This is a genomic window from Dulcicalothrix desertica PCC 7102, assembly GCF_003991905.1.
Classification (GTDB): domain Bacteria; phylum Cyanobacteriota; class Cyanobacteriia; order Cyanobacteriales; family Nostocaceae; genus Dulcicalothrix; species Dulcicalothrix desertica.
This window is the reverse complement of sequence record NZ_RSCL01000007.1, coordinates 1-17150: the sequence shown is the minus strand read 5'-3', so window position 1 is coordinate 17150 and position 17150 is coordinate 1. Positions and strand designations below refer to the sequence as shown.

Annotated in this window: 17 protein-coding genes and 2 pseudogenes; 13 read left to right on the top strand and 6 right to left on the bottom strand. The window is 40.2% G+C overall.

What is annotated here, in order from left to right:
- Window positions 1-262 precede the first annotated feature (262 nt).
- From DSM106972_RS15830 to DSM106972_RS15795, 7 genes are all read left to right on the top strand, one after another.
- Window positions 263-1516, top strand: coding sequence for a DUF8225 domain-containing protein (locus DSM106972_RS15830; protein WP_127081614.1), 1254 nt, complete (start codon window positions 263-265; stop codon window positions 1514-1516).
- The gene (locus DSM106972_RS15825) at window positions 1516-2745 is read left to right on the top strand and encodes a Dyp-type peroxidase (RefSeq protein ID WP_127081613.1); all 1230 of its coding nucleotides are present in this window, start codon (window positions 1516-1518) and stop codon (window positions 2743-2745) included. The genes DSM106972_RS15830 and DSM106972_RS15825 overlap by 1 nt, the downstream gene beginning before the upstream one ends.
- Before the next feature lie 93 nt (window positions 2746-2838).
- Complete coding sequence (locus DSM106972_RS53480; protein ID WP_127081612.1) at window positions 2839-3093, top strand: hypothetical protein; 255 nt, start codon at window positions 2839-2841, stop codon at window positions 3091-3093.
- Between the two features lie 148 nt (window positions 3094-3241).
- The gene (locus tag DSM106972_RS52535; RefSeq protein WP_201800735.1) at window positions 3242-3757 is read left to right on the top strand and encodes a hypothetical protein; all 516 of its coding nucleotides are present in this window, start codon (window positions 3242-3244) and stop codon (window positions 3755-3757) included.
- 159 nt (window positions 3758-3916) lie between these two features.
- Window positions 3917-4132 carry a hypothetical protein gene (locus DSM106972_RS15810; RefSeq protein ID WP_127081611.1) on the top strand — a complete coding sequence of 72 codons (216 nt, stop codon included), beginning with the start codon at window positions 3917-3919 and terminating at the stop codon, window positions 4130-4132.
- A gap of 6 nt (window positions 4133-4138) precedes the next feature.
- Window positions 4139-5026 carry a DUF6714 family protein gene (locus DSM106972_RS15805; RefSeq protein WP_127081610.1) on the top strand — a complete coding sequence of 296 codons (888 nt, stop codon included), beginning with the start codon at window positions 4139-4141 and terminating at the stop codon, window positions 5024-5026.
- 371 nt (window positions 5027-5397) lie between these two features.
- Complete coding sequence (locus DSM106972_RS15795) at window positions 5398-6414, top strand: AraC family transcriptional regulator (protein ID WP_127081609.1); 1017 nt, start codon at window positions 5398-5400, stop codon at window positions 6412-6414.
- Here the strand turns inward: DSM106972_RS15795 and DSM106972_RS15790 are convergent.
- On the bottom strand, window positions 6409-7047 hold the full coding sequence (locus DSM106972_RS15790; RefSeq protein WP_127081608.1) for a Uma2 family endonuclease: 639 nt from the start codon (window positions 7045-7047) through the stop codon (window positions 6409-6411). The two genes, DSM106972_RS15795 and DSM106972_RS15790, sit on opposite strands and share 6 nt — an antisense overlap.
- Window positions 7048-7120: 73 nt before the next feature.
- On the opposite strand from DSM106972_RS15790, the gene DSM106972_RS51390 reads away from it, so the two are divergent.
- The 4 genes and pseudogenes from DSM106972_RS51390 to DSM106972_RS15775 all read left to right on the top strand — a co-directional run bounded on the left by DSM106972_RS51390 (window position 7121) and on the right by DSM106972_RS15775 (window position 8473).
- Window positions 7121-7279: a VOC family protein gene (locus DSM106972_RS51390; RefSeq protein ID WP_158632827.1), complete on the top strand. Its 159-nt coding sequence runs from the start codon at window positions 7121-7123 to the stop codon at window positions 7277-7279.
- A gap of 2 nt (window positions 7280-7281) precedes the next feature.
- A complete protein-coding gene (locus tag DSM106972_RS15785; protein WP_127081607.1) occupies window positions 7282-7554 on the top strand; it encodes a hypothetical protein in 273 nt (90 codons plus the stop codon).
- A 2-nt stretch (window positions 7555-7556) separates the two neighbouring features.
- On the top strand, window positions 7557-7880 hold the full coding sequence (locus tag DSM106972_RS15780; protein ID WP_127081606.1) for a hypothetical protein: 324 nt from the start codon (window positions 7557-7559) through the stop codon (window positions 7878-7880).
- Window positions 7877-8473 (top strand): annotated as a pseudogene (locus DSM106972_RS15775) (Uma2 family endonuclease). The gene DSM106972_RS15780 and the pseudogene DSM106972_RS15775 overlap by 4 nt, the downstream one beginning before the upstream one ends.
- An 11-nt stretch (window positions 8474-8484) precedes the next feature.
- Here the strand turns inward: DSM106972_RS15775 and DSM106972_RS53475 are convergent.
- From DSM106972_RS53475 to DSM106972_RS15765, 3 genes are all read right to left on the bottom strand, one after another.
- Window positions 8485-9273: a PDDEXK nuclease domain-containing protein gene (locus DSM106972_RS53475; RefSeq protein WP_233787101.1), complete on the bottom strand. Its 789-nt coding sequence runs from the start codon at window positions 9271-9273 to the stop codon at window positions 8485-8487.
- Window positions 9246-9530, bottom strand: coding sequence for a DUF1016 N-terminal domain-containing protein (locus DSM106972_RS53470; protein ID WP_233787102.1), 285 nt, complete (start codon window positions 9528-9530; stop codon window positions 9246-9248). The genes DSM106972_RS53475 and DSM106972_RS53470 overlap by 28 nt, the downstream gene beginning before the upstream one ends.
- A 271-nt stretch (window positions 9531-9801) precedes the next feature.
- Complete coding sequence (locus DSM106972_RS15765) at window positions 9802-11313, bottom strand: phenylacetate--CoA ligase family protein (protein WP_186538413.1); 1512 nt, start codon at window positions 11311-11313, stop codon at window positions 9802-9804.
- 107 nt (window positions 11314-11420) lie between these two features.
- Here DSM106972_RS15765 and DSM106972_RS15760 point away from each other — a divergent pair, with 107 nt between their 5' ends.
- Window positions 11421-13118, top strand: coding sequence for a serine/threonine-protein kinase (locus DSM106972_RS15760; RefSeq protein WP_127081605.1), 1698 nt, complete (start codon window positions 11421-11423; stop codon window positions 13116-13118).
- A gap of 11 nt (window positions 13119-13129) precedes the next feature.
- Window positions 13130-15349: a serine/threonine-protein kinase gene (locus DSM106972_RS15755; RefSeq protein ID WP_127081604.1), complete on the top strand. Its 2220-nt coding sequence runs from the start codon at window positions 13130-13132 to the stop codon at window positions 15347-15349.
- Between the two features lie 101 nt (window positions 15350-15450).
- Here the strand turns inward: DSM106972_RS15755 and DSM106972_RS15750 are convergent, their stop codons facing one another.
- Together DSM106972_RS15750 and DSM106972_RS15745 are read right to left on the bottom strand one after the other, a co-directional pair.
- Window positions 15451-15897 carry a hypothetical protein gene (locus DSM106972_RS15750; RefSeq protein WP_127081603.1) on the bottom strand — a complete coding sequence of 149 codons (447 nt, stop codon included), beginning with the start codon at window positions 15895-15897 and terminating at the stop codon, window positions 15451-15453.
- Window positions 15898-16156: 259 nt separating this feature from the next.
- A pseudogene (locus DSM106972_RS15745) lies at window positions 16157-17150 on the bottom strand (IS200/IS605 family element transposase accessory protein TnpB); the annotation flags it as partial.

Genomic DNA, 17150 nt, shown 5'->3' with positions numbered 1-17150 from the left:
GATAAATAAGCAAGGGTGACAAATCAAGTTTTTTTAGTTATAGGAGGAAATTATATGGGATGCTTTCAAGCAAGTTATAAAAACAGTTGTGAATGCTGACTAAAAATGTTATTTCCTCTGCTTTTCCGGAATGTATGTAAAAGCATCTGATTCAATACTTAGAAAAAAGATAATCTAAAAAATTGCATTCTTCTTGCGGAATGCACGATTATCTGAGTGTATGGCATTGTAATTATTTGCATTTAAAAGGAGATATATAGCAATGGTTTACGACGTTCCAGGTCGCGCGGATATACTTAGTCTTGAACTTGTCCAAAAATGGAATGAGGCAATTCAAGCAGCTTACAACAATTTACAAGCTGATTTAGGCAGTCGCTTTTTTAGTCTCGACCCTAAAAGCTTGAGCGAATCAGTTTTAGCTGCAATTCAGTGGTTTGGTGACCCGGCAGAACCTGCTTTTTGTTTGGGGTCAGATGTTGGGCAGAAATTATCTGATTGGGGTTCTCGTGGTAGGCATGTTTTACACAATGAATACTGCGAATATCGGGTTATTGAACGGGCTGATGCTACAGGTCGGATGCGTCCGAAAAGAGTTCAAATTACAACCGAACTTCGGGAATACTGGGTTTGCATTGCCAAGCATGACCCCCAAACTCTGCGTTCTATGGCACAAAGCATTCTTGGATTTGAGCCAGGTTGGGAAGACTTGTATGGAGTTAGCGACCCCGAAAGTTTAAGTGAAGACGAAAGAGAGATTGCATTTTCAACATTGGTTGCAGGTCACGGTAATGATAACAAGATGGTGGAAGCTAATGTACCCAGACAACCGACGGGCAAGATAAATACCGAAAATGCACTGTTTATGACTCATCCAATCAACGGACTGGATGACCTGCTGTACATTGTAATGTTTGGTGCAAAACCCTACGCTAATCGCACTGATAACGGTTTGGAAAAAGCAACGCGCGAACAGCTTTTCCGTCAATTTAGTGTAGAACAGTTAGCTTGTCGCCATGCAGACCCGGCAGCAGCAATGGGTGCGTTAGGTGCAGCGTTTAATGGTCAAACTGTTGCTTTTGCTAATCCTTTAGGGATGTACATTCGTTCTTTCACCAAAGATGTATTTTTGTTTGAAGGAGATACTATTCCCTCTGAGTGGGTGCGCTGGAGCCGAGGTTCTGAGGAGGGCATGTTCCAGCATCTTGAATTTGGTCCTAGTGACTCGGATGAGGCATTTTTGGATGATATTACCTTAGTTGTCGGTTCTAGAGAAGAACCCGTGATCGGTGGTTTTCAGGTTGTGCAGCAAATTGAAGTAGGACCATTAGTTATTGCAGGAAAACCCACCCCTGTAGCTGATGATGAATATGTCGTCCTTACTGCCAGCAGCGAATCAATTGATTGCCAGCAAGCTGAAGTGTGTGAAATTATTAGGAACCTTAAAGAAGAATTTGATAATGCTCTGCAAATGGTTCGCGTGGCGCCCAGAACAATGGGATTTCGGAGGGAAAGCTAGTGAAACTCCAAGAAGGAATCTATCATGCTCCGGGAGTGCGACCAGGTAAGTTTTTTAACATCCTATTCCTAAGAGCTGCATCGGGTCAAAATGCTCGCCAAGTTGGAGAAGCGTTTGCCCAGTTGTGGCAGATGTACCAAGAACTCAAAAGTGGTAAAGTGCGCGACCTACCCAACCAAGAAGTCCCTAGTGGCGATTTAACGGTTTTAGTTGGTTACGGCGCCAATACCTTTAAACTCCCCGAAGTGCGGCGTACATTACCAAACCACCTTCAAGACTTTGGCTTATTCCGTTCACCTCTACCTGCGGGAGGCGGTTCCTTCCTAATTGGTTCGGGTCTTAAATATGCTGCGGATGTTAAAATTAATTCCGCCACCGAAGAAATTACCGTTCAATTTATTGCTGAAACCCAGCTTGCTGTTGACCGTGCCATCGTCGAAACTTGGAAAGTTCTTTCTGGCATGACCGACCCAACAACCGAAAGCGCGCCATTGCTAATCACGGGCTTTTACAGCGGATTTCAACGCGATGACAAACGCAGTTGGATTGATTTCCACGATGGCATTTCTAATATGAAAAGCTCCGAACGCGAAGGAGCAATTACTATTAAACGCAGTCCCTTACCAGAAGAAAAATGGATAGAGGGAGGTACTTATTTAGCATTTGTCCGTCTGGGAATCGATTTAAGCATTTGGCAGGCACTAGAACGAGGGCAACAAGAACTTTTGGTCGGTCGGGATAAGCTGACTGGCTGCCCTATAGAATCCCTCGATAGCCAAAACAACCTCACAGTGAGAACGGGCTGTCCTTTTACTGGGCAAGCATCCGATTTTAGCAATCGAGCTTTTGAAGACTTTAAAGAACCTCCAAATGTCAACGCATTAAGCTTAAAGCAAAGCCACGTCCAGCGAGCCAATCAGCACGTTACACCAGTCAGCGATCGTAATTCATCGCGGGTGTTTCGGCAGGGTTATGAATTCCTCGAACCTACAGATAGTGCCCCTAGTTTTCGGACTGGGTTGAACTTTGTAAGCTTCCAAGATACTCCCGAACGTTTATTCCGCATATTGACGCAAGATAAGTGGTTGGGCAGAACAAATTTCGGTGGCGACCCCGATAAACCCCTACCTGGAATGGATAGGTTTTTAACGGTGCGCGCTGGAGGAATTTTTCTAGTACCACCAGTCGTAGAAGGAGAGCTTTTTCCTGGCTCAAGTATTTTTATCTAGTGAGATAGCTCGGACTTAAATATTTGCCCTTCGGAGTTACCTAGCGGGGGGCGAATACAAAATTGTAATCATACCAAAAGAAAAATATATTTTATGAAACAACCAATATCCCAAATAGTAAAACTACTTAGTATTTTAGTATTTACTATTGCTGGAATTTTATTCTCAACACTTCCCGCATATGCTCAAACGCCCCAGTGCATTCACGGCATGAGGATAATTGGAGAAAAAACAATTTATCTTTCACATATGCCCCTATTTAACAGTACTTGCCATAGCTACCAAGTTTTATTAGAAGCTACTTTTCAAGAAATTAATATGAATTGGATAAGTAAAGTATACTCATAATATACTTGTATAACTCTAACGCCGATGCAATACTGCTCGGTTAAGGATTTTTTGCGTTGATTCCGGGCACGTAGAGACGCGATTAATCGCGTCTCTACAAGGTTTATGGTTTTATCGAATTTTCTTAACCGAGCAGTATTGAACGCCGATGAGCCAAGCAGGAGAAACAAAACAACTACATTTTAATGTGTCACCTGAACAAGAAGAGCAAATAGAGTGGTTGCGGCAAGCGATGGGACTGACTACTGCAAAAGAAACAATTTTACGTTCAATATCGGTGGTAACGGTTCTCCACAATTATCTGCAACAAGGCTACCAAGTTAGAATTGCAACGCCCAACAAGCAAATTCATCTGGTCGTACCTGAATTAGAAGGGGAACCACAGCCAACTTGGAAATATTTAGTATCCCGTCCCCATCCTTGGAGACGACAGCTTCATGTGAAAGGACGGTGCCTTTTAGCATCTGTAGTTTGGCAAGATATGCTAGAAAACGAACTAAACAGCGAAGAAGCAGCAGAGAACTTTGATTTACCATTAGATGCAATTGATGAAATTATTCGTTACTGCGAAGCGAATAAAGAACTAATTAAGATGGAAGATCAAGAAGAACTTTATCGATTGAAAGAATGGGTTGTTAATATTAAGTCTAATTATATTGGTTAATGAAGGCACACTCTTCTCGTCGTTTTGTTGAAATGCTACGGGCAGATTAACTCGCTTGATAAAACTAAGTAGTGGGCGCCTTTTATGAGCGTACTGCTTGTTACAACGATACTGGCGCCAATTCAAAAAACTAGAAATGTTAAATAAAAGTGCGGAATTATGCTGGTTGCGGTTGTAGCAATTGGAATACTGTTTCGAGGTGCATGGGGTAAAAAGATGATTGATAAAGTTGAACAAGAAATAATTGATGCATTTTCTTGGCTAGAAGTACCAAAGCTGGCAAATTTATTAAGACCATCTACAGGTGATTGGGAGGAGGAACAGGAAATAGGACAAAAGCTTGTCGGTAAAAACTGGTTGAGTCTCGAACAATAATTTTTGGTGGAAGAATGGTCTTCGTTTTGTTATTTAAGCGCTGAGGGTTATCGTTATTATCTACCGTCTCTATTAACTAAATGCCTTTCTAATTTTTCAGAAGATAACGACCTTATTCATTCAACAGTTTTTAGTTTAAATCCTAGCTTTCATAGTTTATATTATTGTGGTAAAGATGAAGACTTTGAGTATCAGACCTCGCTGTTTACCTCAGAACAGTATAAAGCAGTTTGCTCGTTTTTAGGGCTAGTATTTGACACGCTGCCTCAATTAAAATTTTTGAGCGCGCAGGCTTTGAGATGGGGTTGGAATAAACAAACACATCCGGCTCAAGCAAAAAGTGAAGAGTTTTATCGAAGTCTCCATAATTACCAGTATCCACTTTCCAAAGACCCACAAGTAAGAGAACTTCAACAGCAAATCAACGTAGCTTTTGAAAAAACTCCATATCCGGGAGATAATAGCCTTTGCGGTTCAGATTTGGGTGATGAGCCTGCGGAGTATGCAATGGAGTTTCGAGGATTAAATTGGAAAACGCTTCACCCGGATTTTCTTGCTGTAAACTCCGCAGCTTTAAGCTTTTTCACTGATGAAGGATTTAGATACTTTCTAAGTGCCTTCCTGATTGCCGATTTAATCATACCTGAAATCGAAGGAGCTTGGTCTAATGCTGACGCAGTGTTCCATCTAACATACGGGTTAGTTGACGAGGAATTTGAGAGGGAAGATAACTTTAATTGGTATGAAATAGCAACAAGAAAGTTTTCACATTTTAACCAAGAGGAAAGACAAGCAATCGTTTCATATCTCGAATATTGTTCTCTAAAGGACGAATATTCAAGAGAAACAATTAACAAAGCATTAGAAAATTATTGGTTAAAAACACTCTTATAAAAAGAATTGCTACCTCAACTCTAGTAGTCCTCTGCGTCTCTGTGGTAAAATTAATTACTTGTAATCACTGCACAGGCGAGACGCCTATGCTACAACTCGGCGCCCTGCATTTTTTTGCAGCAAGAAAACACCAACAACAATTAGCCAAATTTCCCATAACATAAACCCAATAGGCGCCGTTTCTAAAACTGGTACATGTTCAATAACTGTTGCAAAAAACTCATCATGGTTGTAAAACTCCTATCTGTGTAAGTTGTTGATGTTGTTGCAGTTCCAATAACTTAAAGATATTCGGTTGTTTTAATTAGAAGTTGACCGATGGCGCCATAAAATTGACTCGATGTGCCATTTTGAAAAATGCTTGAGGGGAGATGAAAGAGGCAACCTTCTCTATATCTTTGATTCGGAACTCTGTACAATACGCAGCAGCAGTACATGGCATTGATACTAACCGCTTGTGTGCTGCTGTTGGTATTGACCCTCGTTTGTTGACGATGCCAGATAGTTATGTTTCTGGGGAAACCAGTCTAGCTCTGTGGCACGAAATTGTTAAGCAGACAGGTGACTCAGATATTGGTTTACATATGGGAGAGAAATTCAACCTGTCAGTAATTGGCATTGTTGGCTACGTATTATTTAACTGCCAAACGTTCGGACAGGTGCTTGATAAGCTTTCTCGCTATATGTGCTTGTTCAGCCAAGGTGTGTCAATGCATTACACTGTTTCACGAGGACAAGTACTTTGCGAGTGGGAAATAGTAAATCATCTAAAAAACTATTTAGTCGAAGAACCTCGGCAACCAATCGAAGTAAGTTTTTCAACCTTGCTGACTGCTGCTAAAACACTTACAGGTAAATCTCTTTGTCCCTACGAAGTTTGGTTTCAATACCCCCGTCCCGATAATATATCCGAACATCAACGCATTTTTGAGGCGCCTGTTTATTTCTCCCAATCAAAAAATCGACTAGTTTTTGACGCTACTTGTTTGGAGTGGTCAGTTATTTCTGCCAATCTGAAGCTACTTTCAGCTTTTGAGCAACATGCTCAGGCAATGCTGTCTAATCTTAGCCAGGAAAATACCTATAGCTACCAAGTGGTTCGAGAAATAACGCATAATCTGAAGGGAGAAGTACCATCAATCGAATTAATCGCACGTAATTTAACTATAAGCGTTCGCAATTTACAACGAGAGCTTCAAAGTGAAGGGACTTCATATCAACAAATTTTAGACAACACACGCAAGGAATTAGCGCTGCGGTATCTTAAAAAACCTGATACATCAATTCATGATGTTGCTTTTATACTGGGTTTTTCTGAACCAAGTGCTTTTCATCGCGCTTTCAAACGGTGGACAGGTCAAACACCAAAAGCATATTTTTCCTCATAGCCAAATTGGTGGAAAAAGTCTATCAACTTCTAACCTCCAACCTGGCAAAGCAAGGGGGGCTTCCGCAATTTCTCCCCGTCGATAAATAATAGGATTACGCGGATCGCTCGACTGATAAGCTTTTATTAATTCCCCTTTAAGAACATCTACATCCCACACTACTAACGTTCCTGCATCAAAGTAATCTACCCGCTTTTTAGCCATCTCCTTCTCAGCTTTTTCGCCATAATCACTTTCGCTTCTTACTTCTGCTGCAAAAATTGGCGCCCCTTCTAAAAATTTCCCCAGGTTTTCCGGAAGCGTTCCTGCAAAAAATGCAGCATCGGGACTAAAAGACTCACGTTTGGGTAGATTTGTAGTAAATTCCTGCCAACCATTAGCTGATTCCCACCAAACACTGACTTTTGGGCGAACTGGCAAATTAACAATGTATCCCACATTATCCGGTAATCCATAACCACGCCGAGTTGCAAATCCATAGTCACGCAAGCTACTGTAGATTTCCCCCCCAGCAAATCCAGGTAGAAACCCGGTTGCTGCCATAACTACAATTTCTCCATTTACCAACTCAGCTTTTCCGTTATCTGGAACTCGGTACAAGTCTGCAATTTTAGCTGTAGTTTTGAGACTCATAAACTTACATCCGATATTATTTCCAAGATATTTGTTTTTACTATAACCTATAACTACATCTCCTCCTAATGAAATGAGTGGAATACTCAAAGTAGCAGCTATACCAGCAGCCATAGAATTTTATAGCAGTATTGGGTTTGAAGAGAACCCAGATGGCTCTAGAGAGATGATACTTACAAGAGAAAAAGCGCTACAATTTTTAGAAGCACATCAATTGCGTTGGAGAAGATAGACATGACACCTGAACAAGCACATGCCTGGATTGAAAAAGTAGAAGAGCTTGAAGGTAATGCTTTCGCTGGAAAAGAAGTATCAGATGAGGAAGTGCTGCGATTAGGCAATTATTATTTAAGTGGTCAATACCTCCTTCGTAACTTAGAGATAGTGCAAAAAAAGAAACAAGAAACACTATTAGGACTTGCTCACTTAGAAGTGGCAGAAAAACAGATTATAGATAGGATGCGAGAGCAAAAAGTTAATCTCAAACCAGACCAAAGCAATGAGTGATTATGTGTATTGCCGGATTATCAGTAGCAGCAGGAAAAGTTTGCCTGTTTGAGAGCGGTTATAATCGGTGCCAAGACTTATGCCTTGGCACCGACGAGCGTAACCACATTTTTTGCGGGTCAATTTCTTGTTATAAATCATTAATTAAATCTAAGCGCCATAAATACTTTCAAGTTTGTCAGCCAGATTTCACAAATTATGGTAATGCAATTGCATTGTCAGCGTCAAGAGTAGTTTCTTCGATTAAATGGAATGGGCGCCCTCAGTACCCGTTAACTAACGACTTTACGCTAAAATTAGACCAAGCTATTACACAAATGCCATGACTGCCATTACCATCAACTTTAATAATGTAGTCAAGCTTACAGATGACCAATTTTATCAACTGTGTCGGGATAATCCTGAACTCAAATTTGAACGTAATCAATGGGGACAACTAATAGTGGCGCCACCAACAGGAGGAGAAACTCTTAAACGCAATGCATCGGTGATTGCGGATTTTGTAATTTGGAACCGTCAAACTCAACTAGGAGAAGTATTTGACTCTTCAACTTGCTTTAAACTCCCCAATGGTCCCGACCGTTCCCCCGATGTATCATGGATACAAATAGACAGATGGAATGCGCTTACACCTTCTCAACGAGAAAAATTTCCCCCCATTGCTCCTGACTTTGTATTGGAGTTAATGTCCCCATCTGATAGTTTGAGCGTTGTAGAGACGCGATTAAATCGCGTCTCTACGAAAATGCGCTAATATATAGCAGCAAAAGTTAGATTAGGTTGGTTAATAGATAGAAAAAATCGTCGTGTAGAAATTTATCGCTTGGGACAAGAAGTAGAAATACTAGATTCTCCTGCAACATTATCAGGAGAAGATGTACTACCAGGTTTTGTTTTAGATATGAGGCTAGTGTGGTAATAATAACATGCTTAATCTTCAATTTCTATAGAAACCGAGTCTAATTCTGCTTCTAACTGCTCAATAGTTGGTAAATTTGTTTGTAACTCTTTTGGTAGCGACTTAGTAAGTTGAGTTTGCCACTCGGCAATGCCAATTGGTTTGTTTACATCACGTAACGCATACTCAGCAATCACATTATCTTTACTTGCACATAATATTAAACCAATTGAAGGATTATCCACGGAAGATTTGAGTAAATCATCTACCGCCGAGAGATAAAAATTTATCTTTCCTGTGTACTCCGGTTGAAATTTGCCCGCTTTGAGTTCAATCACAACATAGCAATGTAGTTTTACATGGTAAAAAAGCAAGTCAATATAAAAATTCTCGGCACCGACTTTTAAAGGATACTGTTTCCCTACAAAAGCAAACCCAACACCTAGCTCTAAAAGAAATTTGGTAATATGTTCGACAAGTTGTTTTTCTACTTCCCTTTCTTGAACTTCTTCTCCTAAGCTTAAAAAGTCAAATATATAAGGGTCTTTTAAAGTTTCTCTGGCAAGGTCTGATTGAGAAGTTGGTAAAGTCGTATTAAAGTTAGTAACTGCTTTTCCTTGACGTTCAAAAAGTCTATTTTCAATCTGCATGGTCAAAATATTTCTACTCCAACCATTTTCTATAGTTTTTTTAATATACCATTCACGTTCAACATTATTTTTTACCTTATCTAAAATGACACAGTTATGGAACCAAGGAATTTGTGCAGCAGCCTGCTGCACAAATTGTTCATCTAAGTAGACTTCAGCAAACGCGCGCATATATTTAAGGTTACGTGCTGAGAAACCTTCATTTCAGGAAAAGCCTCTTTTAAATCTCTTGCAAGATGTTCAATGACTTTTGCCCCCCATCCCTGCTGTTGCTGTCGTGTCAAAATTTCGCGCCCAATTTGCCAGTAAAGTAATACTAACTCGCGGTTAACAGACAATGATGCCCTAATTTGGGCGCCCCGAACACGTTCTTTTATTTCCCGCAAAAAGTCATCATAACCATCTATCTGTGACAACTTATTCGCCATAACTTAACCTACTTAAATATCCTAGCATTTTTGCCTTTACTTATAGTAACATTGACTAGTTTACTCAAATTAATTCCAATAGTAATAAGTTTGGCTCAAACAAGTTTATAGACAGTTTTATACAATACTCCTGTAAAAATTTCAGCCCATGATGATCCCCCCTAACCCCCGCGAGTTCGAGGGGAACAAGAAAGGTTCGCGCTCTTACTAATTAAAACGCTAAAATAATTCAATTCTTAGCCCCCCTTATTAAGGGGGGTTGGGGGGATTACTACGCCCGTGTATACCTATGTTTTACACCTATGGGGAAGTATTCGGCATCGCCATGTAATTTTAAAGTAACCTGCGGCGCCTGATATTCGGCAGGTACATAGTTAGCAAATTCACTATTAAGGCGCCTTAGTTTTGTCAATATAGATGTTGTTATTGCTTGTTTTTTATCTTCGCTAACTTCAATATTTGGCGCCAGTTCTACGGTAACAGTTAAATGTCTATTTTTATCGCTGTCTTCTATTACTTGCAATACAAATTTGCCTGTTACCCATTCTCTAATTTCTGGTACTTCTAAACCTACTGTGACGTTTTCTGGGTATATGTTGGCGCCGAAGTATGAAACTGTAAAGTTTGAGCGTCCGAATACGTATACAAATGGTAGGTTTCTGATGCCTCTTTGACTGCACAGGCAGGATGCCTGTGCTACATTGAATTCCCGTTCTGCTAGAAATTTAAGCATGGCATCGTATGTAATTATGCCACCGTTATCTAGAATATTATACCTGATTAATGGGATGCCGTTGTTGCCTGAGAAAAGTAGGGCGCCGTCTTCTACTTCAAAGAAGCGGCTAATTGGGTCATATTGTAGAAGTGTGGGTAAACGTGATTCTCCAAATAATGCGCGTGCGGCTTCAGGTGTTTCTGCTAAAAATCTACGAATACATATAGATAGTGGTGTTTCGTTGCCTAATACTCCAGCGTCGGCGGTTCCATATAATGATGCAAAATCATAACAGGGGTTTTGTGAACCTATTCTTTCTGCTACTAAACTTCGCCATTCTTCGCTGAATACTTCTCCTGCTGTCACTAGTTTAATGTTGTACTGGCGCCACTCAACACCTCGTGCTATTCCTGTATCTATTACATCTTTGAGGAATGGTGGATATCCTAATAAAACTACTTGCTCAAAATTGGCGCCGAGTTCCGAGACAACACGTAAAATTTCTTCTTTATTATTACCAGGAGTAATAACTGTAATTGGATAGCCTTTCATTGCAAGGTAGCGACAGCAGTTAGTTGTGAACATTCCACCTACCCAAGTACCGAGGGTAAAACAAATAACTGCGAGAGTGCGACGAGTATCTGCAAAAAAGCTATCGTGGAAGATTTGCTCGAAGCGTGTAGTAATTTCTAACTCGTCAGCAAAAAATCTACACCAATATGTTGGTTTACCTGTTGAACCAGATGATGCTGCTATCATATCGCTGGTTTCGATTTGTCCGTAACGACACAAATCAGGTAGAGAATGTTTTTGTAGGTAGTTTTGCTTTGTTAGGGGTGGAAGCGTTTGAAAATCGCTCTCTGTTTGAATGTTGGCAGGATTAATACCGTTTTGTGATAGGAAGGTCTTGTATGCGGGCACAGTTACAGCGACATTATTAAATAGCTTTAAAGCTGCGTCTGTCGGTTTGATGTCACTATGCTGCTGAATTCGAGTATCTAGGGAGGTATTTAAAAAATCTAAAAATGCCTGCTGTGCATACTGTTTTTTTTCTTCTGGATTAATCATAGTTGTCAATGTAGTAATTTGATGGTAAAAAGTGATATTTCCGTAATAGCGACGTTTAACGTTGTAGCAATTTACTAAAAACCCCCCTTAATTGTCCTTACTGCGCTATGCACATCTATTGCAGCAAACAACACGCGAATACTAATGGTAATCGTTTTTGTATCCAATGCGGTGAGTCTTTGCCACTACCGCAAGGGGAGATTATTACTGGTCGCTATAAAATTTTACGTCAGTTAGGGCAAGGTGGGTTTGGACGTACTTATTTGGCTGAAGATTCTCAGTTAAACCAAATGTGTGTACTCAAAGAGTTTGCACCCCAGGTAGAAAAACCAGAAGATATCCAAAAAGCCAAAGAATTGTTTGAACGCGAAGCAAATGTTCTTAAAAAACTGCAACATTCACAGATTCCTAAATTTCACGCTTCGCTCTCAACTAAGTTTGGACAAAAGGACTTTTTCTTTTTGGTGCAAGACTATATTGAGGGTGATACTTACTGGGATTTATTAGATAAGCGTCTTTCTCATGGGCAAAATGGCTTTAGCGAGGAAGAAATTATTTCTTTACTAAAGCAAATGTTACCTGTATTGCACTATATCCATTCAAGAGATGTAATTCACCGTGATATTTCTCCTGATAATATAATTTTACGGAGTTCAGATAATCTACCTGTACTAATAGACTTTGGTGGAGTTAAGCAAGTCCCCGCTTCGCAAGGGTTTTGGATGACGCAACTAGGCGCCAACCGCACTTTATTGGGCAAAAAAGGTTACGCACCCGAAGAACAACTACGTCAAGGTAAAGCTTTTCCTTGTAGTGATTTATATTCACTCGTTGTAAGCACTTTAGTGCTTCTCACCGGAAAAGAACCACAAAACCTCTACGATAGCTACCAAGGAACTTGGCGTTGGGGTACAGATATAAAAGTTAGCCAAGGACTTGAAAAAATATTAAAAAAAACGCTTGCATATAAACCAAGCGACCGCTATCAAAACGCAGAACAAGTTATAAAAGATTTACAAAAACTCTCACCCGCACACTCACCTGCTGTGAACAAAGCCAATACAAATATTACAAAAATTAAAACAATGATAGCGGCGCCTGCACGACGGGCAGGGAATTTGCATTCTAGAACACAAATGGCAGTCCATGCTTTACCCTTACCAGTGTGGATGCGTCCATTTGCCGTTAGTGCTGTAACTACAACAGCGATAGTTTTAGTTTGTGCTGGAACTTGGGGAGTAGTTAATGCGGTAGTCAAAGGTGTATCATCTATATCACTGCCGAGCATTTCCTTACCTAGTTTGCCTGGTGGTGGTAATTCAGATTCTTCTTCTGAAACCACTACAAGCAATAATGGTAGTCGTGGTAATATAGCGAGTCGCCGTGCATCATTACAAATTCCCGAAGGCTTCTTTACTCAAACGGTTAATTCTATTTTTTACTCTAGAAACCCACAATTACAGGGTCGAAATTTAGGCACTGGCGCCGAAGATGAAGCCTTACGCCAACAATGGGTAAGTATTGGACAAGAATTACTAGATAAATTAGAACAAGCTAAACTCAGTAGCACAGCGCGTCAAAAGCTGGGAAGCTATGGAGGGCAAGATTATCAAGAATGGGAGCAAAGAGCTTCTAATGGTGATTTTGGGAACTATACAATAAAACAACTCAACACCGATACCAACCGTAAATTTGATGACTTGTTCCCAGGACAACGACGTGGGAAACTCAACCAACCAACATTTGGTCAAATTTGGTATGCAATTGCGGCAGACAAGGTGAGTAAACTGGAAGCGAGAAATTAATATAGGGAAGTATGTATTGTTCCAAAGGACACGAAAACCCGGCAGGTAGTAAATTTTGCTTGCATTGTGGTGAAAAAATGGAAACGGGAGTGCAGCTAAGTATTCAACCGGGGGTTGCTTTGGGAGAACGCTATTTAGTTGTACGACAAATTGGACAGGGTGGGTTTGGAAAAACTTACTTAGCTGAGGATATCAACCGCTTTCGCGAACTTTGTGTTATTAAAGAATTTTCACCGCAAGTTCAAACAGCTTACGTTTTGCAAAAAGCTGAAGAGTTGTTTCAACGCGAAGCTACGGTTTTATATAAACTTCAACATCCGCAAATTCCACGTTTTCGTGAACTGTTCCGCAGCAACTTGGGTGGTAAAGAGTATTTATTTATAGTTCAAGATTATGTTGAGGGGCAAACTTATCGTTCGTTACTAGACACTCGGTTAATACAGGGGATGCGGTTTAGTGAAGCAGAAGTCAAGGTATTATTGCAGCAAATCTTGCCTGTTTTAGATTATATTCACTCGATGGGTGTAATTCATCGTGATATATCTCCTGATAATTTAATTCTACGCTCTGTAGACCAATTACCTATACTTATAGATTTTGGTGGTGTTAAACAAGTTGTCGCTGCTGTTGCCTCGCAGTACTATGAAACTGGTGGAAATATTGCTTCTTCGCCGGCGACACTGCTAGGTAAAATTGGTTATGCTCCTCCAGAACAAATGCAAACGGGTATTGTTGAACCGCATAGTGATTTGTATGCATTGGCAGTTACGCTATTAGTATTGCTCACAGGAAAACAACCGCAGGAACTTATTGATAATTACAATTTAACTTGGCAATGGCGCCGGGAAGTTGATTTAACTCCTAATTTTGGGCAAATGCTTGATAGAATGTTGGCGCCAGTTCCGGGTGAACGGTATCAAAGTGCAAGACAAGTAATGTTAGCACTCAACTCACCTATTAATTATCCTGCCACGCAATATCCATCTACAGACTTTCCACCAACACAGTTACCACCACAACAACAGAGTACAAAAGCAACAGTAGCTGTATCTCCCTCTAATTCCCCAATTTCTCAACCCACAGCACAAAGAACTGCTAATAGTCCCCCATCTCCAATTCCTGCTCCCGCACCTTGGTGGACACCTGGAAAAGTTGCCGTTGCATTGGTGGTTGCTGCTAGTGTTGTTGGTGCTGGTGTATGGGGTGCAAAAAACTTGATAGGTTCACCTGATATATCTGGTAACGGTACAACGCAACCAATTGCTTCAGGTAGTCCAACTCCTACTAATAACCAACCTACAGACCCCGAAGCTAACTACTCACCCGAAGAAAGAGCAAGAAAAGAAAGATTAAAAACGCGGCGCCAGCAATTAGGTATAGACTTTAATTTCTATGTAAATTTAGTCAATCAACTGTTTTGGGATAAAAACCCCAGCCAAAAAGGACGTTCATTAAGTGATGCTCCTTCTGATGCAGCTTTACGAGCTAAATGGGATGAAACAGCAGCAAGCGTTTTAGAAAAGCTTTCTCCATTAAGTACAGACTCACGCCAAAAACTCGGTACTTTTACTGCTGCGGAACGTGACCGTTGGAAAATTGAGGTTAATAAGATTAATGTAGGTAGTCGTTCGCTTTACGATTTAGGAGACGCTGCATTCTATCGACAATTTCCTGAACAACGCGGTAAAAACTTTATCGACCAACCTATTGGACAAGTTTGGCAAGGGTTCGTCAACGATAAACTAACTGCTATTATAGCTGGCAGTGCATTTAGAAAACTTACATTTGCTCCCGGCGCCACAAGTACTTCTTCGGGTGGTACGCTCAAACCAGGTGATGGTAGAGTATTTATTGCTAGCCTTACAAAAGATCAACAGTTCGATTTGAAACTAAATGCTAACAGTAAAGTTTTGCTATCAGCATATTCACCAAGCGGTAGTCAAAGATTTTTAGAAGACTCACGAGCGCGTAGTTTATCACTAATATTACCCGAAGATGGATTTTATGAGTTTGTTGTAGCTTCTTCTGGCTCAGATGAATTAGGTTATTCGCTTAATATATCTGCTACTAACCCTGTGGCGCCAACACCTACACCCACACCTACACCCACACCTACATTAACATCAACACCGACACCAACGGTGACTCCAACATTGTCACCGTCTCCAACACCAACACCTACACCAACAGTGACGGTAATACCCACAGCAATACCAACATCCACGCCTTAATTTTTTATGACTTAATTATAAATTTTGATAAGTAAAATAAATAATGTAGAGACCAAATATATTCAGCCTCTACATTATCGCGAAATTAATAAAATGGAATACTAATTGCTAAAAGCGTCTTTGATGTTTTCAACGGTGCGTTGAACTGCGTTCATATTTTTGTCTATAGCTTTTTCAGTTTTAGCAGCATCTTCCTCTGCTCTTTCCTGAATTGTAGCTGCATCGCTCTTAGCTTTACGCGCAATAGGGTTATCATCATCTGTTGCGTTGTCTACTTTAGAAGCGTTGCTCTTTGCAGCATCCTTGACGAAATCTTTTGTATTTTCAACAAAACCTTTAGATTTTCCTTTGGTTTCACTAGCTGCTTCTTGAGCTTGATCAGCTGCGTCTCTTGATGCGATTAAAATTTGATTCTGAGAAGCTAATGCTGCGGTGTTTGAAAAATAAGCACCCTGCCAAACAAAGGTGAATGCTGATACACAAAATAGAGTTGTAGCTATCCAGCGTCCTATCGTCGAAAGCCCTTTTGTTAAGTAATTTAGTTTCATCGGATACAATTATTGTTACATTTGACATTTCATTTTTACTTCATCTGGCTTACTGCATAAATCTTTCTCCAGAAAGAGGTTGCTTCATCGTAGGTTAATAGATGAATTCACTATTTAGATAGATTGTACTCGGCGCCGTGGTATGAGTAATTCGGGATAAACCGGACACTCGCTTTGTGATCCTGTTCGATACACCAATCGAAAAGACGACGGAACTAGCCGCTACTTTATACGATGGTATCTCGTTACCAATGTAACACTACGCACAAGACCAAGCAGGAATAACCACATTCCCTTTACCCACAGGCTCTCTTAGCCAAACAACACAACCTGTGGGTAAACCTGCATTTTTAAAAACTACAGGCTTTTCAAACTTCGCGGCCAGGTATTTTAAACCAATGTTCCGAGCCGCGTTCTCACCAGAACATAATATTTTATTATCCGGTGTTAATACTAATTTTCCTAATCCAGAATCACTCCATAAATAAAGGTTAAGTACACCAACTTGTGAACCTCTTAAACATTTGCCACCGGTAAGCGAATCGGTAATGCTGGTATATGCTGGATTGACTCTAACAGTATAAATTGAGTACCTATTTAAAGCTTTCTGCTCAACTCGTTTTTGTATTTTCTTTGCAACCCAAAACGAACGCTTTGCGTTGCTCCGATGCGAGTACTTACCACGTTGAGGCTTTAAAGTTTTCAGGTTTTCAAAAACAATTACATTACAATTGTGAACATTCGCAATTTCCACAATTGAGTACGAAATCGTTTCAACAAGTTCCTTTTCCAAATTTTTGATTCGCTTCCATAGCTTGGCACATAAGTTTTCAGGAGGTAATACACCTAGTTCAGTTTTAGTATTAGTTAAACTTTTGGCTTTGGCAATTTTACCTAGATAACGCTTCCTAAGATGATGGAGTCGATTGTTTCCTTTTATCCGTAGATTGGCTAACTCTACAACAACGCCCGTATCTTCGTATCCTTCTAATACCTTACCCACAACTATCGGGTCATCTAAGTTGAGGTCAATGCTTAGAATTCGGAGCTTACCATAAGCTTTTATATGGTCTACTAACTTTCCTTTTGAGGGTGTATTTTTCTGAATTACCCAAACCAATTTTAGTTTACTTTCATCATAAATTAAAGAAAAAGTCCCTTTAACGTAATCAGGTGGTAATTCTCGACACTTATAGCTAACTTTCTGGAATTGCCATACTTTTCCTGTCCACAGTTTTACAACTAGGGTTTCT